Source organism: Pseudomonas gingeri, from assembly GCF_013385425.1.
GTDB lineage: Bacteria > Pseudomonadota > Gammaproteobacteria > Pseudomonadales > Pseudomonadaceae > Aquipseudomonas > Aquipseudomonas gingeri_D.
The window spans coordinates 48023-64027 of record NZ_JACAQA010000024.1 but is presented as its reverse complement, the minus strand read 5'-3'; the positions used below and the strand labels follow the sequence as shown (position 1 = coordinate 64027).

Sequence of the window (16005 nt, the reverse complement as noted above, 5' to 3'; positions counted from 1 at the left end):
GTGGCGTGGGATCTTGAAAACACCACAATACCTGTAGGAGCAGGGCTTGCCCGCGAAGCTTTTAGCGATCTTGAGGCCCCCTTCGCGGCGGTGCGGCGTCCCGACAAGCCTTGCTCCTACAGTTCAGTGTTTAATGCACATTTTGTGTTCGGCAAAAATCTGTAGGAGCTATGTCAGAGGTCCGATACCGAGAGCGGCACGCCCTCGGTGCCGGCGTAGAACACCAACAGGTCCACCGGAACCGCGCCGGTCTTGGCGCGGTGCTGGATGTTGACCAGGGCGGCTATTGTGTCGCCCTGTTTCAGGTGGGTGTTGTGGCCCCCTTCCCGGGTCTCGACCCACACTTCGCCCGAGAGGATGTAGGCGGCGCTGGGAATCGGGTGGAGGTGCCAGCCCAACTCGGTATCGGCCGGAATATTGACCTGCAACAAGGTCAGTTCCGGTGGTCCTTCGGGATAGCGTTCGTAGGGCGTGCCATCCCAGGAGCTGGTGCTGCGCAGCAGCACTTGGGCGCTGGGTTGGGGTGGGGTTTGTGCATTGGATGTGGAGATCGGGGTCATGTGCTGGCTTCCAGGTTAACGTCCTTGTACCGCGCGCCACGCGCGGTGCCTGTGGTTCCCGTCACAAGGTCGGGAGCCCCTAGTTAACGCCGCTCCACAGCGTCCTGCCAGTCTGGAAACGTTTCAAGAATTCTCGATTTCTGCCCATGAAAAAGGCCACCCGAAGGTGGCCTTTCGTTACGCCGCTTGCGCGAGCGCTACCGGATCAGCAGCTGTAGTACAGCTCGTATTCCAGTGGGTGTACGAAGGTGCGTACTTTGATTTCTTCTTCGCTTTTCAGCTCGATGTAGGCATCGATGAAGTCGTCGCTGAAAACGCCGCCTTTGGTCAGGAACGCACGGCCTTTGTCCAGCTCTTCCAGGGCTTCTTTCAGGCTACCGCACACCTGTGGAATCTCTTTGGCCTCTTCAGGCGGCAGGTCATACAGGTTTTTGTCAGCAGCGTCGCCAGGGTGGATCTTGTTCTGGATACCGTCCAGGCCGGCCATCATCAGTGCGGCGAAGGCCAGGTAAGGGTTGGCAGCCGGATCCGGGAAGCGTGCTTCGATACGACGAGCCTTGGGGCTGTTGACGTAAGGAATACGGATCGAGGCGGAACGGTTGCGTGCCGAGTAGGCCAGCATTACCGGCGCTTCGAAGCCTGGGACCAGACGCTTGTAGGAGTTGGTCGACGGGTTGGTGAAGCCGTTCAGGGCCTTACCGTGCTTGATGATGCCGCCGATGAAGTACAGGGCGGTGTCGGACAGGCCGGCATAACCTTCGCCAGCGAAGGTGTTCTTGCCATCTTTGGAGATGGACATGTGAACGTGCATACCCGAGCCGTTATCGCCGTACAGCGGTTTTGGCATGAAGGTCGCGGTACGGCCGTAGGCGTCTGCCACGTTGTGTACGCAGTACTTCAGGGTCTGGACTTCGTCAGCCTTGTTGACCAGGGTGTTGAACTTCACACCGATTTCGTTCTGGCCGGCAGTTGCCACTTCGTGGTGGTGAACTTCGACGGTCTGGCCCATCTCTTCCAGTGCGTTGCACATGGAGGTACGGATTTCGTGGTCGTGGTCGAACGGTGGAACCGGGAAGTAGCCGCCTTTGATACCTGGACGGTGGCCTTTGTTACCGCCTTCCACGTCCTGGTCGGACATCCACGAACCTTGTTCGGAGAAGATCTTGAACATGGAGCCGGAGATGTCGGACTTGAACTTGACCGAATCGAAGATGAAGAACTCAGGCTCAGGGCCGAAGAAAGCGGTGTCGCCGATACCGGTCGACTTCAGGTATTCCTCGGCGCGACGGGCGATCGCACGTGGGTCGCGGTCATAGCCCTGCATGGTCGAAGGCTCGATCACGTCGCAGACCAGGATCAGGGTCGGCTCTTCGGTGAACGGGTCGAGTACGGCGGTGCTGTCGTCCGGCATCAGGATCATGTCGGAGGCTTCGATGCCTTTCCACCCGGAGATGGAGGAGCCGTCGAACATTTTGCCGATTTCGAAGAATTCGTCATCCAGTGCATCACGGGCCGGCATGGTCACGTGGTGCTGAGTGCCTTTGGTGTCAGTGAAGCGCAGATCAATCCATTTAACGTCATGATCTTTGATGAGTTGAACCGACTTCGACATGGTGTCCTCCGGGTGGCTTCGGGCTGGGTAGTGGAGTTAGCCCTGAAAGAGTGGTGATGCCGGCGCGAATATCGGCCAAGGCAACCTGCCTCACAAGAGAGCAAATTGCATGCCAGTGCCCCGTGATGGGTTTTTTGCCCCAATCTCACGCGTTGCAGCGAGCATAGGAGAATTTTCGGGCGTTTGTCGCACCATTTTGGATCTAAAATAATCGACGACGACCTGTTTTGGTGCGTGCAAAACCATCTGCACAATAACTGGTTAAACCTTGAGCAATTTCCGCTATAATCCGCGCCCCCCTTTTTCGGCCGGCCCTTCGCGCGCTGTTTTCATGAAACTTATCGTAAAAGTCTTCCCCGAAATCACCATTAAAAGCCGCCCTGTCCGGATGAAATTCATCCGCCAGCTGGCCAAGAACATCCGTACCGTGCTCCGTGACCTGGACCCGAACGTGGTGGTGAACGGCGTGTGGGACAATCTCGAGCTGGAAACCGCGCTGAGCGAGCCCAAGGCCCTGCAGGAACTGACCGAGCGCCTGTGCTGCATGCCGGGCATCGCGCATTTCCTGCAGGTCGACGAATACCCGCTGGGTGACTTCGACGAGATCACCGCCCAGTGCAAAGAGCACTTCGGCGAGGCCCTGCCCGGGAAGATTTTTTCGGTGCGTTGCAAGCGCGCCGGCAAGCACAGTTTCAGCTCCATGGATGTGGAGAAATACGTCGGCAGCCAGTTGCGCCGACAGTGCAATGCCGCCGGGATTTCCCTCAAAGAGCCGGAAATCGAAGTGCGGATGGAAATTCGCGACCAACGGTTGTTTGTTATCCACAGCCAGCACAATGGCCTGGGCGGCTACCCGCTGGGTTCCATCGAGCAGACCCTGGTGCTGATGTCCGGCGGTTTCGACTCCACCGTGGCCGCCTATCAGATGATGCGCCGCGGCCTGATGAGCCATTTCTGCTTCTTCAATCTCGGTGGCCGCGCCCACGAGCTGGGGGTGATGGAAGTCGCTCACTTCCTCTGGAAGAAGTACGGCAGCTCCCAGCGGGTGCTGTTTGTCAGCGTGCCGTTCGAGGAAGTGCTGGGAGAAATTCTCGGCAAAGTCGATAACAGTCATATGGGCGTAGTATTGAAGCGTATGATGTTGCGCGCTGCTACCGTCATGGCCGATCGCCTGGAGATCGGCGCGCTGGTCACCGGCGAGGCGATCTCCCAGGTATCCAGCCAGACGCTGCCGAACCTGTCGGTGATCGACTGTGTGACCGAGAAGCTGGTGATTCGCCCGCTGATCGCCAGCCACAAGCAGGACATCATCGACCTGGCGACCGAGATCGGCACGGCGGATTTCGCCAGGCACATGCCGGAATATTGCGGGGTCATTTCGGTGAACCCCAAGACCCACGCCAAACGCAACCGCGTGGAGTACGAAGAACAACAGTTCGACATGGCGATTCTCGAGCGGGCGCTCGAGCGGGCCAAACTGGTGCCGATCGATCGGGTGATCGACGAATTGGGCCAGGATTTGCAGATTGAAGAAGTCAGCGAGGCGCTGGCCGGTCATATCGTGATCGACATCCGTCACCCGGATGCTCAGGAAGATGACCCGCTGGTGATCGCTGGCATCGAGGTACAAGCGATGCCGTTTTATGCTTTGAACGCTCGTTTCAAGGAACTGGACCCTACTCGCCAGTACCTGTTGTATTGCGACAAAGGCGTGATGAGTCGCCTGCATGCCCACCATTTGCTCAGTGAGGGGCATGCCAATGTGCGCGTTTATCGACCGAGCTAAGAGCCCGGGGCTGTTTGCCTGTGGCCTGCGTCACCGGCCCCCCGACTCTGCCGTCAAGCTGTAACGGCTAGGCCTGACTCTACTGTTAATCGCTGCCACGACCTGTCAGCACACCGAATCCTCTGATCGAGATACACAAGTGATCGAAAATCTACGCAACATCGCCATCATTGCTCACGTTGACCATGGTAAGACCACCCTGGTAGACAAACTCTTGCGTCAATCCGGCACCCTGGAGCGCAACGAGCTCAACGACGAGCGCGTGATGGACTCCAACGACCAGGAGAAAGAGCGCGGTATTACCATTCTGGCGAAAAACACCGCCATCAACTGGAACGGCTACCACATCAACATCGTGGACACCCCGGGCCACGCCGACTTCGGCGGCGAAGTTGAACGCGTAATGTCGATGGTCGACTCCGTTCTGCTGCTGGTTGACGCTCAAGACGGCCCTATGCCGCAAACCCGTTTCGTGACCAAGAAGGCGTTCGAAGCCGGCCTGCGTCCAATCGTGGTGATCAACAAGGTCGACCGTCCAGGCGCGCGTCCGGACTGGGTTCTGGACCAGATCTTCGACCTGTTCGACAACCTTGGCGCCACCGAAGAACAGCTGGACTTCCAAGTCGTCTATGCCTCGGCCCTGAACGGTATCGCCGGTCTGGACCACAACGAGATGGCCGAAGACATGACCCCGCTGTACCAGGCGGTCGTGGATCACGTTCCGGCGCCGAAAGTCGACCGTGACGGTCCGTTCCAGATGCAGATCTCCGCACTGGACTACAACAGCTTCCTGGGTGTGATCGGCGTTGGCCGTATCGCTCGTGGTCGCGTCAAGCCGAACACCCCGGTTGTGGCCATCGACGCTGACGGCAAGCGCCGCAACGGTCGTATCCTGAAGCTGATGGGTCACCACGGCCTGCACCGCATCGACGTTGAAGAAGCTTCCGCCGGCGACATCGTCTGCATCAGCGGCTTCGACCAACTGTTCATCTCGGACACCCTGTGCGACCCACTGAACGTCGAAGCGATGAAACCGCTGACCGTTGACGAGCCGACCGTATCCATGACCTTCCAGGTCAACGATTCGCCGTTCTGCGGTAAAGAAGGCAAGTTCGTCACCAGCCGTAACATCAAGGAACGTCTGGACAAAGAGCTGCTGTACAACGTGGCACTGCGCGTTGAAGAAGGCGACTCGGCCGACAAGTTCAAGGTTTCCGGCCGTGGTGAGCTGCACCTCTCGGTACTGATCGAAACCATGCGTCGCGAAGGCTTCGAAATGGGCGTGGGCCGTCCGGAAGTGATCATCCGTCAGGTTGACGGCGTGAAGCACGAACCGTACGAAAACGTCACCATCGACCTGCCGGAAGAGTCGCAAGGCGCGATCATGGAGCAAATGGGTCTGCGTAAAGGCGACCTGACCAACATGGTTCCGGATGGCAAGGGCCGTGTGCGCCTTGAGTACAACATCCCGGCGCGTGGCCTGATCGGTTTCCGTAACGAGTTCCTGACCCTGACCTCCGGTGGCGGCATCCTGACCTCGATCTTCGATCGTTACGACGTGATGAAGTCCGGCGACATGTCCGGCCGTCAGAACGGCGTACTGGTTTCGGTTGAAACCGGCAAGGCCCTGACCTACTCGCTGGAAACCCTGCAGGCTCGTGGCAAGCTGTTCGTTGAACACGGCCAGGAAATCTACGGTGGCCAGATCGTTGGTCTGAACAGCCGTGACAACGACCTGGGCGTCAACCCTACCAAGGGTAAGAAGCTCGACAACATGCGTGCTTCGGGTAAAGACGAAACCATCGCCCTGGTTCCACCTGTTCGCTTCACCCTGGAACAGGCCCTGGAATTCATCCAGGACGACGAGCTGTGCGAAGTGACGCCGAAGTCCATCCGTCTTCGCAAGAAGATCCTGGACGAAAGCGAGCGTACCCGCGCCGCCAAGAAAGCCAAGGCTTGATCGTTTAGCCCCGGCTGAATAAAAAACGCCCCCGACCGCAAGGTCGGGGGCGTTTTTGTTTGTGCGAGAAAGTCTTCAGCGCTTGCCGAGTAATTCGGATCGCCCGATGACCTCTTTTGGGGTTGAGCGTTTGGCGGGGGCCGAGAGACCTGCGAAGGCTTCTCCGGCAGTCCAGTCGCTGACACTGAAGACTTTCTTGTCATGCAGTCCCATGACGCCTTCATTCCAGGCCAGCAGCATTCGCTTCCCTATCTCGGCGAACTGCGGGTGGCTGGACATGGCCTCGCGGACAGCGCTGGCGGTGTCCGAAATGGCATCACTGATCTGTTCGACCATCAGGCCCTGCTGGCGAGCGGGGATTCCCAATGAAGTGGCGATGAACTTCTGCAGGTTCTTCCCGGGGGCCCAGGTCTTTTTCCCCGCAAAGCTGATGGCCGGTGGATTGCGCTCATATCCGGCATAGACGCTTGTCGTCAGCCAGTCGTAGGCCGGGGCTAGGTGGACATCTTCGCGTGTTGTATAGCGCAGGGCGAGGTTCTTGGCGTGGCAGTCGGCATTGCGCAGGGCGTAGGTGAGCAAGAGGCTTGCCGCCAATTGCTGGAATGTCTCGAGACGTGCAGGGCCCGGGACATGATCCCTGACAGCCTTGGCGATCCGCTCCCAGGTGGTGTCGTATTTTGCCGCCGGTCGTAAGCCCAGCAGGCAACAGAAATCCTCCATGCCCCAATAGGGATGGCCGTTTTCATCGACATCAAAGCGGTGAACGACCAATGCTTTCCCATCGAGAGAAATTTCGGTTTTTGCCGTGGGAATGACTTTGGCGGCGACCTGCATGCACAGATGTTCATTCATTGCCGCGTAAGGCAACTGGCTGGATGAGCCCTTGATAAGGTGACGCCGAGTCAGCAGGGTGCCTTTCTTGTGCGGTCCCAGTTCGGACTTCTCGACCTCGCTGTCGAGGAACTTGGGAACAACGCCGGAAACGCCACTGGTTGCATGCCGGCGGACCAGTTCGGCAAAGGCTTCTTCAGAGTTGTCACCTTGTAGCAGTTGGCTGACTTCGATGGGCTGTGCCGGCTCATTCAGTGTCGCCCCGGGGGCTGCCACTTGCAGGCGCCCGACCATGTTTCGGCCAATGACGGAGAGCAGGGCTGTCGGATTGGCGCCGATATGCGGGCCGAACTGTTCTTGCAGCACTTGCAGCAAATAGCCTTCCGGCAGGTTCATCTGAAAGATCGGATGAAGCGGGTCTTCCCACAGATAGGACTCTGTGCGCACAGGCATGGTCAGGGAGACGAAGTCGTGTTTCGCGACGTCAGTGTGGTAGCTGAGAACGCTTTTGAAGTCGCCGATTTGTTCGAGCGTGGCGACTTCACGGCCCAGCACATGGACGGAAAGTTTCATGATCCCCCGCGCTCCTTGCGCAGCTCGTCCAGGGAGCCGGCACTGCCTTCCTCGATAAATTGCAGTTCCATGCCGAGTACCGCCAGCAGTGCCAGCAGCTTGCGTGAGCCAAACTCGGTGGTACGCCCTCTTTCCAGGCGGGAAAGGGTTTCTTGGGAGATGCCGGATTGTTCGGCGACGGTACCTTGCTTCAGGCCAAGGGCTTGTCTGCGTTGAGCGAGGGCTTCGCCGAGTTCTTGCAAGGTTTGCATTTTGAGATATTCATCAAATTTGATTAGGTAATGCCTAATATTTGACGTAAAAATCAAAAAAATCAAGAGCGGGTACTGTGGAAGCCAACTTGTTATGGGGGCTTCTACAGGGTGTCGAGGGTTCCTGTGAGAGGGCTCTGATCAGAAATTGTACAGCATCTTGTCCGGCACCGGGCGTTCCGGGGTCTTGGGCTTGTAGGCGCAGTAACCCGGGCGTGGCCCGATTTTTGGATGGTTACGGCAGGTGTCCGGACGTTTTTCGTAGATGGTGCACAGCCGTGACTTGCGATCCAGGTACAGGCAATCGTTGTTGCTCATGCGCTGCAAGGTGAAGATCTCGGACTTCTGGTTGTAGCGCTCGACGATCCCCTCCTTCTGCAGGCGCTTGGCGATGTTCTTCGGCGGGTCGCCACGCTCGAATTCGTCGACGATGCCGATGCGGATCAGGTCCTTGATCTTCACTTCCACCGGCAAGGTGCAGCAACTGGACATGCAGCCCCCGCACATATGGCTGGCGTATTTCTGCCAGGTTTCGAGGCGGTCGAGTTCCGCGGCGGCGATCAGGGTAGGTTTCATCCGGCTGTTGTCCAGGGTGTATCGGGGCGCGCGATGATACCGGGGCTGGTGGATTTGTGAACAACCTTTTGACGGTTTTTCGTGCAAACGCGCCGTTGCAGGGAGATTTCCACATGAGTGCATGCTTTTGGGGCAATCCCGGCTCGTCGGGTTTTCCCGAGGCGATCTGCAAAAAACGCCGAACCTGCAGCGTCACCCTGTGTCGAACCGTCTAGGCTCAGAAAACTCGTCTTTCAAATCGTCCATCTCGCTAGAGGTTGTACCGATGTCTCAGGAACCGCTTGTCCGTGAAGCCGAGGTCGCTGCCTTTCGCGACGCTGTCCTCGCCAAACTTACATACGCGGTGGGCAAGGACCCCGACCACGCGTTTGATCATGACTGGTTTGAAGCCATTGCCCTGGCCGCCCGCGACCATATGGTCGAGCACTGGATGGACCACACGCGGCATATCTATCGCAAGGGCCAGAAACGGGTGTATTACCTGTCCCTGGAATTCCTGATCGGGCGGCTGCTGTACGACAGCCTGAGCAACCTTGGCCTCCTGGAGATCGTTCGTGAGGCGATGGTGGAGCTCGGGGTGGACCTGGAGCGCATTCGCCTGCTGGAGCCCGATGCGGCCCTCGGCAACGGTGGCCTGGGGCGCCTGGCGGCCTGCTTCATGGAAAGCATGTCGACCCTCGGCATCGCCGGCCACGGTTATGGCATTCGCTACGAGCACGGTCTGTTCCGCCAGGCCATCGTCGACGGCTGGCAGCAGGAGCAGACCGAGAACTGGCTGGACTTCGGCAACCCCTGGGAGTTCGAGCGCGCCGAAGTGATCTATCCCGTGGGCTTCGGCGGCCAGGTGCAAACCATCACCGACGAAAATGGCGCGACCCACCAGGTCTGGACGGCATCGGAAACCGTGCGCGCGGTGGCTTATGACACGCCGGTGGTGGGTTGGCGCGGCGCCAGTGTGAACACCCTGCGGCTGTGGCGCGCACGGGCGACCGAAGAGCTGCACCTGGAACGTTTCAACGCCGGCGACCACCTCGGCGCGGTAGCCGAAGTGGCCCGGGCCGAGAGCATTTCCCGGGTCCTGTACCCGGCCGACAGCACCGAGGCCGGCCAGGAGCTGCGGCTGCGCCAGGAATACTTCTTTGTCTCCGCTTCCTTGCAGGACCTGCTGCGCCGGCACAAGAACATGCACGACTCGGTGCTCAGCCTCGGCGAGCACGCGGCGATCCAGCTCAATGACACGCACCCCTCGATTGCCGTGGCCGAGTTGATGCGCCAACTGGTCGACCTGCACGATATCGCCTGGGATGCGGCCTGGCAGGTCACCGTGGAAACCCTTTCCTACACCAACCACACCTTGCTCCCCGAAGCCCTGGAAACCTGGCCGGTGGGCCTGATGGAGCGCATGCTGCCGCGGCATATGCAGATCATCTACCTGATCAACGCCCAGCACATCGATTCGCTGCGGGCCCAGGGCATCCACGATTTCGACGTGCTGCGCGCGGTGTCGCTGATCGAGGAGGACAACGGCCGGCGGGTGCGCATGGGCAACCTGGCGTTCCTCGGCTCCCACAGCGTCAACGGCGTTTCCGGCTTGCACACGCAACTGATGCGCAGCACGGTGTTCTCCGAACTGCACAAGCTCTATCCGGAGCGGATCAACAACAAGACCAACGGCATCACCTTCCGCCGCTGGCTCTACCAGGCCAACCCGAAGCTCACGGCGATGATGGTCGACGCCGTGGGGCCGGAGCTGCTCGACAATCCCGAGCAGTTGCTGCTGGGCCTGGAGCCTTTTGCCGAGAAGGCCGGTTTTCGCAAACAGTTCGCCGAACAGCGCCTGCACAGCAAGCGTGCCCTGGCGGCCTTGATCCATGAGCGCCTGGGGATCGCGATCAACCCGGCGGCGATGTTCGACGTGCAGGTCAAGCGCATCCACGAATACAAGCGCCAGTTGCTCAACCTGCTGCACACCGTGGCGTTGTACCAGGCGATCCGTGCCGAGCCGGAGACCGACTGGGTACCACGGGTGAAGATCTTCGCCGGCAAGGCGGCGGCCAGTTATCACCAGGCCAAGCTGATCATCAAGCTGGCCAACGACATCGCCCGCACGGTGAACAACGACCCGACCGTGCGCGGTCTGCTCAAGGTGGTGTTCCTGCCCAACTACAATGTCAGCCTGGCTGAAAGCATCATTCCGGCGGCGGACCTGTCGGAGCAGATTTCCACCGCCGGCTTCGAGGCTTCGGGCACCAGCAACATGAAGTTCGGCCTCAACGGCGCGCTGACCATCGGCACCATGGACGGGGCCAACGTCGAGATGTGCGAGCGAATTGGCGAAGAGCACATGTTCATCTTCGGCCTCAGTGCCCAGCAGGTGGAGTCGCGCAAGCAGAGCGGCGAGTTCAGCGCGGCGGCCGACGTGGCCGCCTCCCATCGGCTCAACGATGTGCTGCAAGCCATTCGTGGCGGGGTGTTTTCACCGGATGATCCGTCCCGTTATGTCGGGCTGGTGGATTCGCTGATTGACTACGACCGCTTCCTGGTCTGCGCCGATTTCGACTCCTACTGGAGTGCCCAGGCCCGGGTCGAAGCCCATTGGCACGACTCCAAGGAATGGTGGCGTTCTGCCGTACTCAACAGTGCGCGAATGGGCTGGTTTTCCTCGGACCGGACCATTCGTGAATACGCCACGGAAATCTGGAAAGCACTGGATTAACTTTTTGCGGCAAGTTGTGCGGCCGGCCCCACTTTCCGGGGGCCGGATCGATATACTACGCGGCATCTTTTCGGACGCCGCATAGGGATATCGTGCATGCAATGGATTCTGATGCTGGTGGGCCTGGCACTGGGCTGGCTGGTGGACTCGGTGTTCACCGACGCCCTGATCGGTGCCTTGTTGGGCCTGGGCATCGGCCAGAGTTTCCGGCTGATGAGCCTGGGCCGGCGAGCCGCCGAGCAGGTGGTCGAACTGGAACAGGCGCGAAAAGCCCTGGCGACCATCGAACTGCGCGTACGCCAACTCGAAATCACCTCGGGCAGGGCGCCCGAACCGTCAGTTGCCCCGCAGGTCACTGAAACGACGCCCGAAGTTGCCGGGCACGTGCCGCAAGTTGTTGCCGAACAAGCTCCAGCGGAACAACCCCACGCACCCATTCCTGAAGCCCTGCGCGCCACTCCCGAGCTGGTCTGGGAACTGCCGGACGAACTCCAGCAACCCCAGCATGCAGCCCCGCAACCCGAAAGCCTGCACCCCGAGGTCGATGCCTGGGCGCCGGAACCGGTCATGGCCGAATCCCGCGAGCCACAAGCGCCGCGTGCCCCACGCGAACCCAATCTGATCGAACGTGCCCTGGCCGGCGCGCGCAACTGGCTGTTCGGCGGCAACACGGTGTTGCGCGTCGGTGTGCTCCTGCTGTTTCTCGGCCTGGCCTTCCTGCTGCGCTATGCCACCGAAGGCATGGTGGTGCCGATCGAGGCGCGTTATGCCGGGGTCGCCGCCTGCGCCATCGGCCTGCTCGGACTCGGTTGGTGGCTGCGCCTGCGCAACAGCAACTACGCGTTGATGCTGCAAGGCACCGGGATCGCGGTGCTGTACCTGACGGTGTTTGCGGCGATGCGCCTGCATCCGCTGCTTGATCCCTCGGCCGCCCTTGGCCTGCTGGTGGCGGTCACGGTGTTTTCGGCGATTCTCGCTATCACCCAGGATGCCCTCGGCCTGGCTGCCGCCGCGGCCCTGGGTGGCTTCGCCGCGCCGATCCTGACCTCCACCGGCAGCGGCAACCATGTGGCGCTGTTCAGCTATTTCGCCTTGCTCAACGCCGGCATCCTGGCCATTGCCTGGTTCAAGACCTGGCGCTTGCTCAACCTGATCGGCTTTGTCGGCACCTTCGGCATCGGCTTCGCCTGGGGCCTGCGTTCGTATAAACCGGAATTGCTCTGGAGCACTGAACCCTTCCTGGTGCTGTTCTTCCTGATGTACCTGGCGATCGGCCTGCTGTTCACCCGGCGTAAATTACGCGAGATGGCCGTCGGTCCCGAGGACGACAGCCGTGAAGCCTTGCTGCGCTGGTCGGCCCGCCAGGGCGACTATGTCGATGGCGCCATGCTGTTCGGTCCGCCGCTGGTGGGCTTCGGCCTGCAATTCGCGGTGGTCCGGCACCTGGAGTTCGCCGCGGCCTTCAGTGCCCTGGGCCTGGGCATTATCTATATGGGCCTGGCGCGGATACTCGCCGGCGGGCGCGCCTTGCTGCTGGGGGAAACCTGCCTGGCCCTGGGCGTGATCTTCGCCAGCCTGGCGATCCCGCTGGGCCTGGATGCCCGTTGGACATCGGCGGCCTGGGCGGTGGAGGGTGCCGGGATCTTCTGGCTCGGCCTGCGCCAGCAACGGCCGTTCGCCCGGGCGTTTGCCCTGCTGTTGCAGATCGGTTCGGCGCTGGCGTTTCTCGGCAAGCTGCAACTCGGTGAAACCAGTCTGCTGGATGGCGCGCCGCTGGGCGCCTTGCTGCTGGGCGGGTCCTTGCTGTTCAGCTTCCAGCAAGTGCGCAAGGCGCTGCCTGAACAGCTCTCGTCCTGGGAGCGCAGCCTGGCGCCGGTGCTGGCCTGCAGCGGCCTGACTTTCCTCTATCTGCTGGCGCCGTTGTTCTTCTTCACCCAGGGCACGGCCATCAGCTGGGCGCTGGCCGGGTTGGCGACCTTGTTTGTCGGCCTGCGCCTGCAATCGCGGAGTTTCCTGTTCTGCGCCTTTGCCGTGCAACTGCTCGGCGGTGCGCTGTTCCTGCTGCGCCTGCAAGGTGCCCAGGGCGATTCGACGGCGGTCTTCAACGCCGGCTGGAGCGGTTTGATGAGCGCTTCGCTGATCGGTCTGTCACTGATCGCCGGGATGCTGCTGGCGGCCCGGGACGAGATGGTGCGCAACGATGTGCGTCTACTCCGTGGCTTGTCGGTGGTGTTGCTGGCAGGTCTGGTGCTGATCAACCTCGCCGTGCTGTTCGTTCTGCCGTGGGAAACCGCCAGTGGGGTCTGGGCCGCCAGCGGTTTGTTGATCATCTGGCTGAGCCTGTATTTGCAGCAACGGGTGAGTTTTGTCTTCGGCCTGCTGTTGCAGGTGATCGGCGGCGCGGCATTCCTGATGGCCGAGCCGGAACTGTTCCGCGCGTTGTCCGCCGAAGGCTTGCGACCATTGGCCCACAGCGGTTTCTGGACGCCGATGGTGCTGAGCCTGGCCGCCATGATCGGCGCCTGGCGTTTGCAACGGGGTACCCAGGCCGCGGCTTTCGATGCCCTGAGCCTGGGCGGTCTGTCCAATGTCCTGCTGGTGTGGGGCGCGTTGTGGTGGGGGCTGGCCTGGGTCAGCGAAATCCTGCGCTTTGTCCCGACGCATCTGCAGCCTCAGGCGTTGCTGGGGTTGGCGGCGCTCAGCGTGGTGCTCTGGACGCTGCTGGCGTCGCGCTTGAACTGGCCGACCCTGGGCCGCCTCTGCACCTTGCTGACACCGGTGGCGGTGCTGGTGCTCTTCGGCGCCTGGTACCCGGCTTATCACCCGGCGGCCGATTACGGCTGGCTGGCCTGGGCGGCGGTGTTTGTCGTGCATCTGCTGTCGTTGCGCCGCCTGGCGTCGATCCTGCCCGCCAAGGCCCTGAGTTATGCCCATGTGCTGGGTTGCTGGCTGATCCTTGGCGTGCTGGCGCTGGAGCTGCGCTTCGGCCTGATGAGCCTGTCGGAGCATTACAACGCCTGGCGCTGGCTGGGCTGGGCGATCCTGCCGAGCCTCTATCTGGTGCTGATGGCCGCGCCACGCCAATGGCCATGGCCGGTGGCGGCTTACCCGCGCGAATATCGCCTCTACGCCGCCTTGCCCCTGGCCGTGCTGATGCTGGCCTGGTTCTGGCTGGCGAACACCTTCAGCGACGGCCAGGCCGAGCCGCTGCCTTATGTGCCGCTGCTCAACCCGTTGGATCTGGGTCTGATGTTCGCCTTGCTGGGGATCTACCTCTGGTCCCAGAGCGCCGTGGCGCAATGGGCGTTGCGCCGCGACTATGCGCAACTGGTCACCCAGGCCGTGGCCGGACTTTCATTGTTCGCCTTTGTCAGCGCGCTGGTGATGCGCACCGCGCACCATTGGGGCGCGGTGCCGTTCAATCTGGATGACCTGCTGGCGTCGATGCAGGTGCAGGCCGGCTTGTCGATTGCCTGGACCCTGATTGCCCTGGGCCTGATGATCGGCGGACATCTGCGCCATCGTCGCGAGGTCTGGCTGGTGGGCGCGGCGCTGATCGCCGTGGTGGTCGCCAAGCTGTTCTTCGTCGAGTTGAGCAACCGTGGCGGGTTGGCGCGGATCGTCTCGTTCATCGGCGTGGGCGTGCTGTTGCTGGTGGTCGGTTACTTTGCACCGCTGCCGCCCAAGCGTCCGGAGCCAACGCCTGTGACCGAAGAAACTGAAGGAGTGTCGTCTTGATTCACAAACTGAGCCCGTGCTGGCTGGGCATCCTGGGGTTGTGTGCGGCGCTGTCGGCGTTCGCCCAGGAAAAACCGAGCGACTACAGCACCCAGGTGCCCCTGACCCTTAGTGGTGAGGGTCCCTGGTATCGCCTGGAACTGCCGTTGACGCTGCAACTGAGCGCACGCCAGTCCGATCTCAGCGATGTACGGGTGTTCAATGGCGCCGGTGAGCCTCAGGCCTATGCCCTGGCGCGGGAGCAGGCACAGGCGACGCAGAGCAACAGCCTGACGGATGTGAAGTGGTTCCCGTTGTATAACTCGGCGGATGCGCCCGAGGTCACGCCGAGCGTGCGGGTCCAGTCGTCGGCCAACGGTACCCTGGTCGAGGTGAGTCCTTCGGGTAAGTTGCAAACGGGTGAAAAAGTGCTGCGCGGCTGGCTGCTGGATGCCAGCGCGATCAAGACGCCATTGCAGCAGCTTGTTCTGGATTGGAGCAGCGAGCACGATGGCTTCCAGCGTTTCAGCATCGAGGCCAGCGACGACCTGCAACACTGGCAGGCTTGGGGCGACGGGCAGGTGGCGCGCTTGTCGTTTGCCGACGAGCGGGTGGAACAGCATGAAGTCGCCTTGCCGGGGTTGTCGGCGCGTTACCTGCGCCTGCTGTGGCAGTCGCCGCAGGCGGCGCCGATGCTCAGTTCGGCGCAGTTGGCCAGTTCCACCACCAGCAGCCTGCCGTTGCCGCTGGTGTGGTCGCAGCCGTTGGCCGGCAGCAGCGCCAAGGCCGGGGAATACACCTGGCAATTGCCCCTCGGCCTGCCCCTTGAGCAGGTGCGGGTCGAGCTGGCGCAGGCCAACAGCCTGGCACCGGTAAACCTGTACGGGCGCCAGGATGGCAATGCGCCCTGGCAGACGCTGAGCAGCGGTTTGCTCTATCGCCTGACCCAGAACGGCCAGGATGTGGTCCAGGACCAGTTGCAGTTGCCCGGCCGTGCGGTTGCGCAATTGAAGCTGGTGGTCGACGAGCGCGGCGGTGGTCTGGGCGCCCAGGCGCCGACCTTGCGTTTCGCGGTACGCAGCACGCAACTGGTGTTCCTGGCCCGTGGCGAGCCGCCGTTTTCCCTGGCCCTGGGTAATCCGACGGTCAGGGCGGCGAACCTGTCGCTATCGACCTTGATCCCCGATTACAGCCCGCAGCGTCTGGCCGGATTGGGCAAGGCCACGGCGACCGGTGCGGCCGTGACCACGGTGCAGCCGCCAGCGGTGCCGGTTGCGGTGGGCACCGATTGGAAGAAGATCGGTTTGTGGGCGGTGCTGTTGCTGGGGGTGGCGGCCTTGGCCGGGATGGCCTTCAGCCTGTTGCGCAAGCCTCAGGTCTAGACGCCTGGCAATGACCGGGGGCAGGGGATTTCCCGCTCTTT

10 protein-coding genes are annotated in these 16005 nt (G+C 61.4%); 5 read left to right on the top strand and 5 right to left on the bottom strand.

Going from position 1 to position 16005, the window contains the following annotated elements; genetic code table 11:
* Positions 1-173: 173 nt before the first annotated feature.
* Positions 174-560 (bottom strand): cupin domain-containing protein, encoded by a 387-nt coding sequence (locus tag HX830_RS24610; protein ID WP_103495505.1) that lies wholly within the window; start codon positions 558-560, stop codon positions 174-176.
* 205 nt (positions 561-765) lie between these two features.
* Positions 766-2172 carry a type I glutamate--ammonia ligase gene (glnA, locus tag HX830_RS24605; protein WP_100940351.1) on the bottom strand — a complete coding sequence of 469 codons (1407 nt, stop codon included), beginning with the start codon at positions 2170-2172 and terminating at the stop codon, positions 766-768.
* A gap of 331 nt (positions 2173-2503) precedes the next feature.
* Here glnA and thiI point away from each other — a divergent pair, with 331 nt between their 5' ends.
* On the top strand, positions 2504-3958 hold the full coding sequence (gene thiI, locus HX830_RS24600) for a tRNA uracil 4-sulfurtransferase ThiI (protein WP_177103179.1): 1455 nt from the start codon (positions 2504-2506) through the stop codon (positions 3956-3958).
* A gap of 139 nt (positions 3959-4097) precedes the next feature.
* Positions 4098-5918: a translational GTPase TypA gene (gene typA / locus HX830_RS24595; protein WP_177103177.1), complete on the top strand. Its 1821-nt coding sequence runs from the start codon at positions 4098-4100 to the stop codon at positions 5916-5918.
* Between the two features lie 75 nt (positions 5919-5993).
* Here the strand turns inward: typA and HX830_RS24590 are convergent, their stop codons facing one another.
* The 3 genes from HX830_RS24590 to HX830_RS24580 form a co-directional block, all read right to left on the bottom strand.
* Complete coding sequence (locus tag HX830_RS24590) at positions 5994-7322, bottom strand: type II toxin-antitoxin system HipA family toxin (RefSeq protein ID WP_177103176.1); 1329 nt, start codon at positions 7320-7322, stop codon at positions 5994-5996.
* Complete coding sequence (locus tag HX830_RS24585) at positions 7319-7573, bottom strand: helix-turn-helix domain-containing protein (protein WP_152737790.1); 255 nt, start codon at positions 7571-7573, stop codon at positions 7319-7321. The genes HX830_RS24590 and HX830_RS24585 overlap by 4 nt, the downstream gene beginning before the upstream one ends.
* 141 nt (positions 7574-7714) lie before the next feature.
* Positions 7715-8149 (bottom strand): YkgJ family cysteine cluster protein, encoded by a 435-nt coding sequence (locus tag HX830_RS24580; RefSeq protein ID WP_177103175.1) that lies wholly within the window; start codon positions 8147-8149, stop codon positions 7715-7717.
* Between the two features lie 265 nt (positions 8150-8414).
* Here HX830_RS24580 and HX830_RS24575 point away from each other — a divergent pair, with 265 nt between their 5' ends.
* The 3 genes from HX830_RS24575 to HX830_RS24565 all read left to right on the top strand — a co-directional run bounded on the left by HX830_RS24575 (position 8415) and on the right by HX830_RS24565 (position 15964).
* Positions 8415-10865, top strand: coding sequence for a glycogen/starch/alpha-glucan phosphorylase (locus tag HX830_RS24575; RefSeq protein ID WP_177103173.1), 2451 nt, complete (start codon positions 8415-8417; stop codon positions 10863-10865).
* A 96-nt stretch (positions 10866-10961) separates the two neighbouring features.
* Complete coding sequence (locus tag HX830_RS24570; protein WP_177103171.1) at positions 10962-14603, top strand: DUF2339 domain-containing protein; 3642 nt, start codon at positions 10962-10964, stop codon at positions 14601-14603.
* Entirely contained in the window at positions 14600-15964 is a 1365-nt protein-coding gene (locus tag HX830_RS24565) for a DUF3999 domain-containing protein (protein WP_177103169.1), read from the top strand. Before HX830_RS24570 ends, HX830_RS24565 begins: the two co-directional genes overlap by 4 nt.
* Positions 15965-16005: the final 41 nt, after the last annotated feature.

Bases quoted from the DNA above. Each gene is read 5' to 3' on its own strand.
- HX830_RS24610 (WP_103495505.1), bottom strand. From the start codon at position 560: ATGACCCCGATCTCCACATCCAATGCACAAACCCCACCCCAACCCAGC.
- HX830_RS24580 (WP_177103175.1), bottom strand. From the start codon at position 8,149: ATGAAACCTACCCTGATCGCCGCCGCGGAACTCGACCGCCTCGAAACC.
- glnA (WP_100940351.1), bottom strand. From the start codon at position 2,172: ATGTCGAAGTCGGTTCAACTCATCAAAGATCATGACGTTAAATGGATT.
- HX830_RS24575 (WP_177103173.1), top strand. From the start codon at position 8,415: ATGTCTCAGGAACCGCTTGTCCGTGAAGCCGAGGTCGCTGCCTTTCGC.
- HX830_RS24585 (WP_152737790.1), bottom strand. From the start codon at position 7,573: ATGCAAACCTTGCAAGAACTCGGCGAAGCCCTCGCTCAACGCAGACAA.
- HX830_RS24570 (WP_177103171.1), top strand. From the start codon at position 10,962: ATGCAATGGATTCTGATGCTGGTGGGCCTGGCACTGGGCTGGCTGGTG.
- HX830_RS24590 (WP_177103176.1), bottom strand. From the start codon at position 7,322: ATGAAACTTTCCGTCCATGTGCTGGGCCGTGAAGTCGCCACGCTCGAA.
- thiI (WP_177103179.1), top strand. From the start codon at position 2,504: ATGAAACTTATCGTAAAAGTCTTCCCCGAAATCACCATTAAAAGCCGC.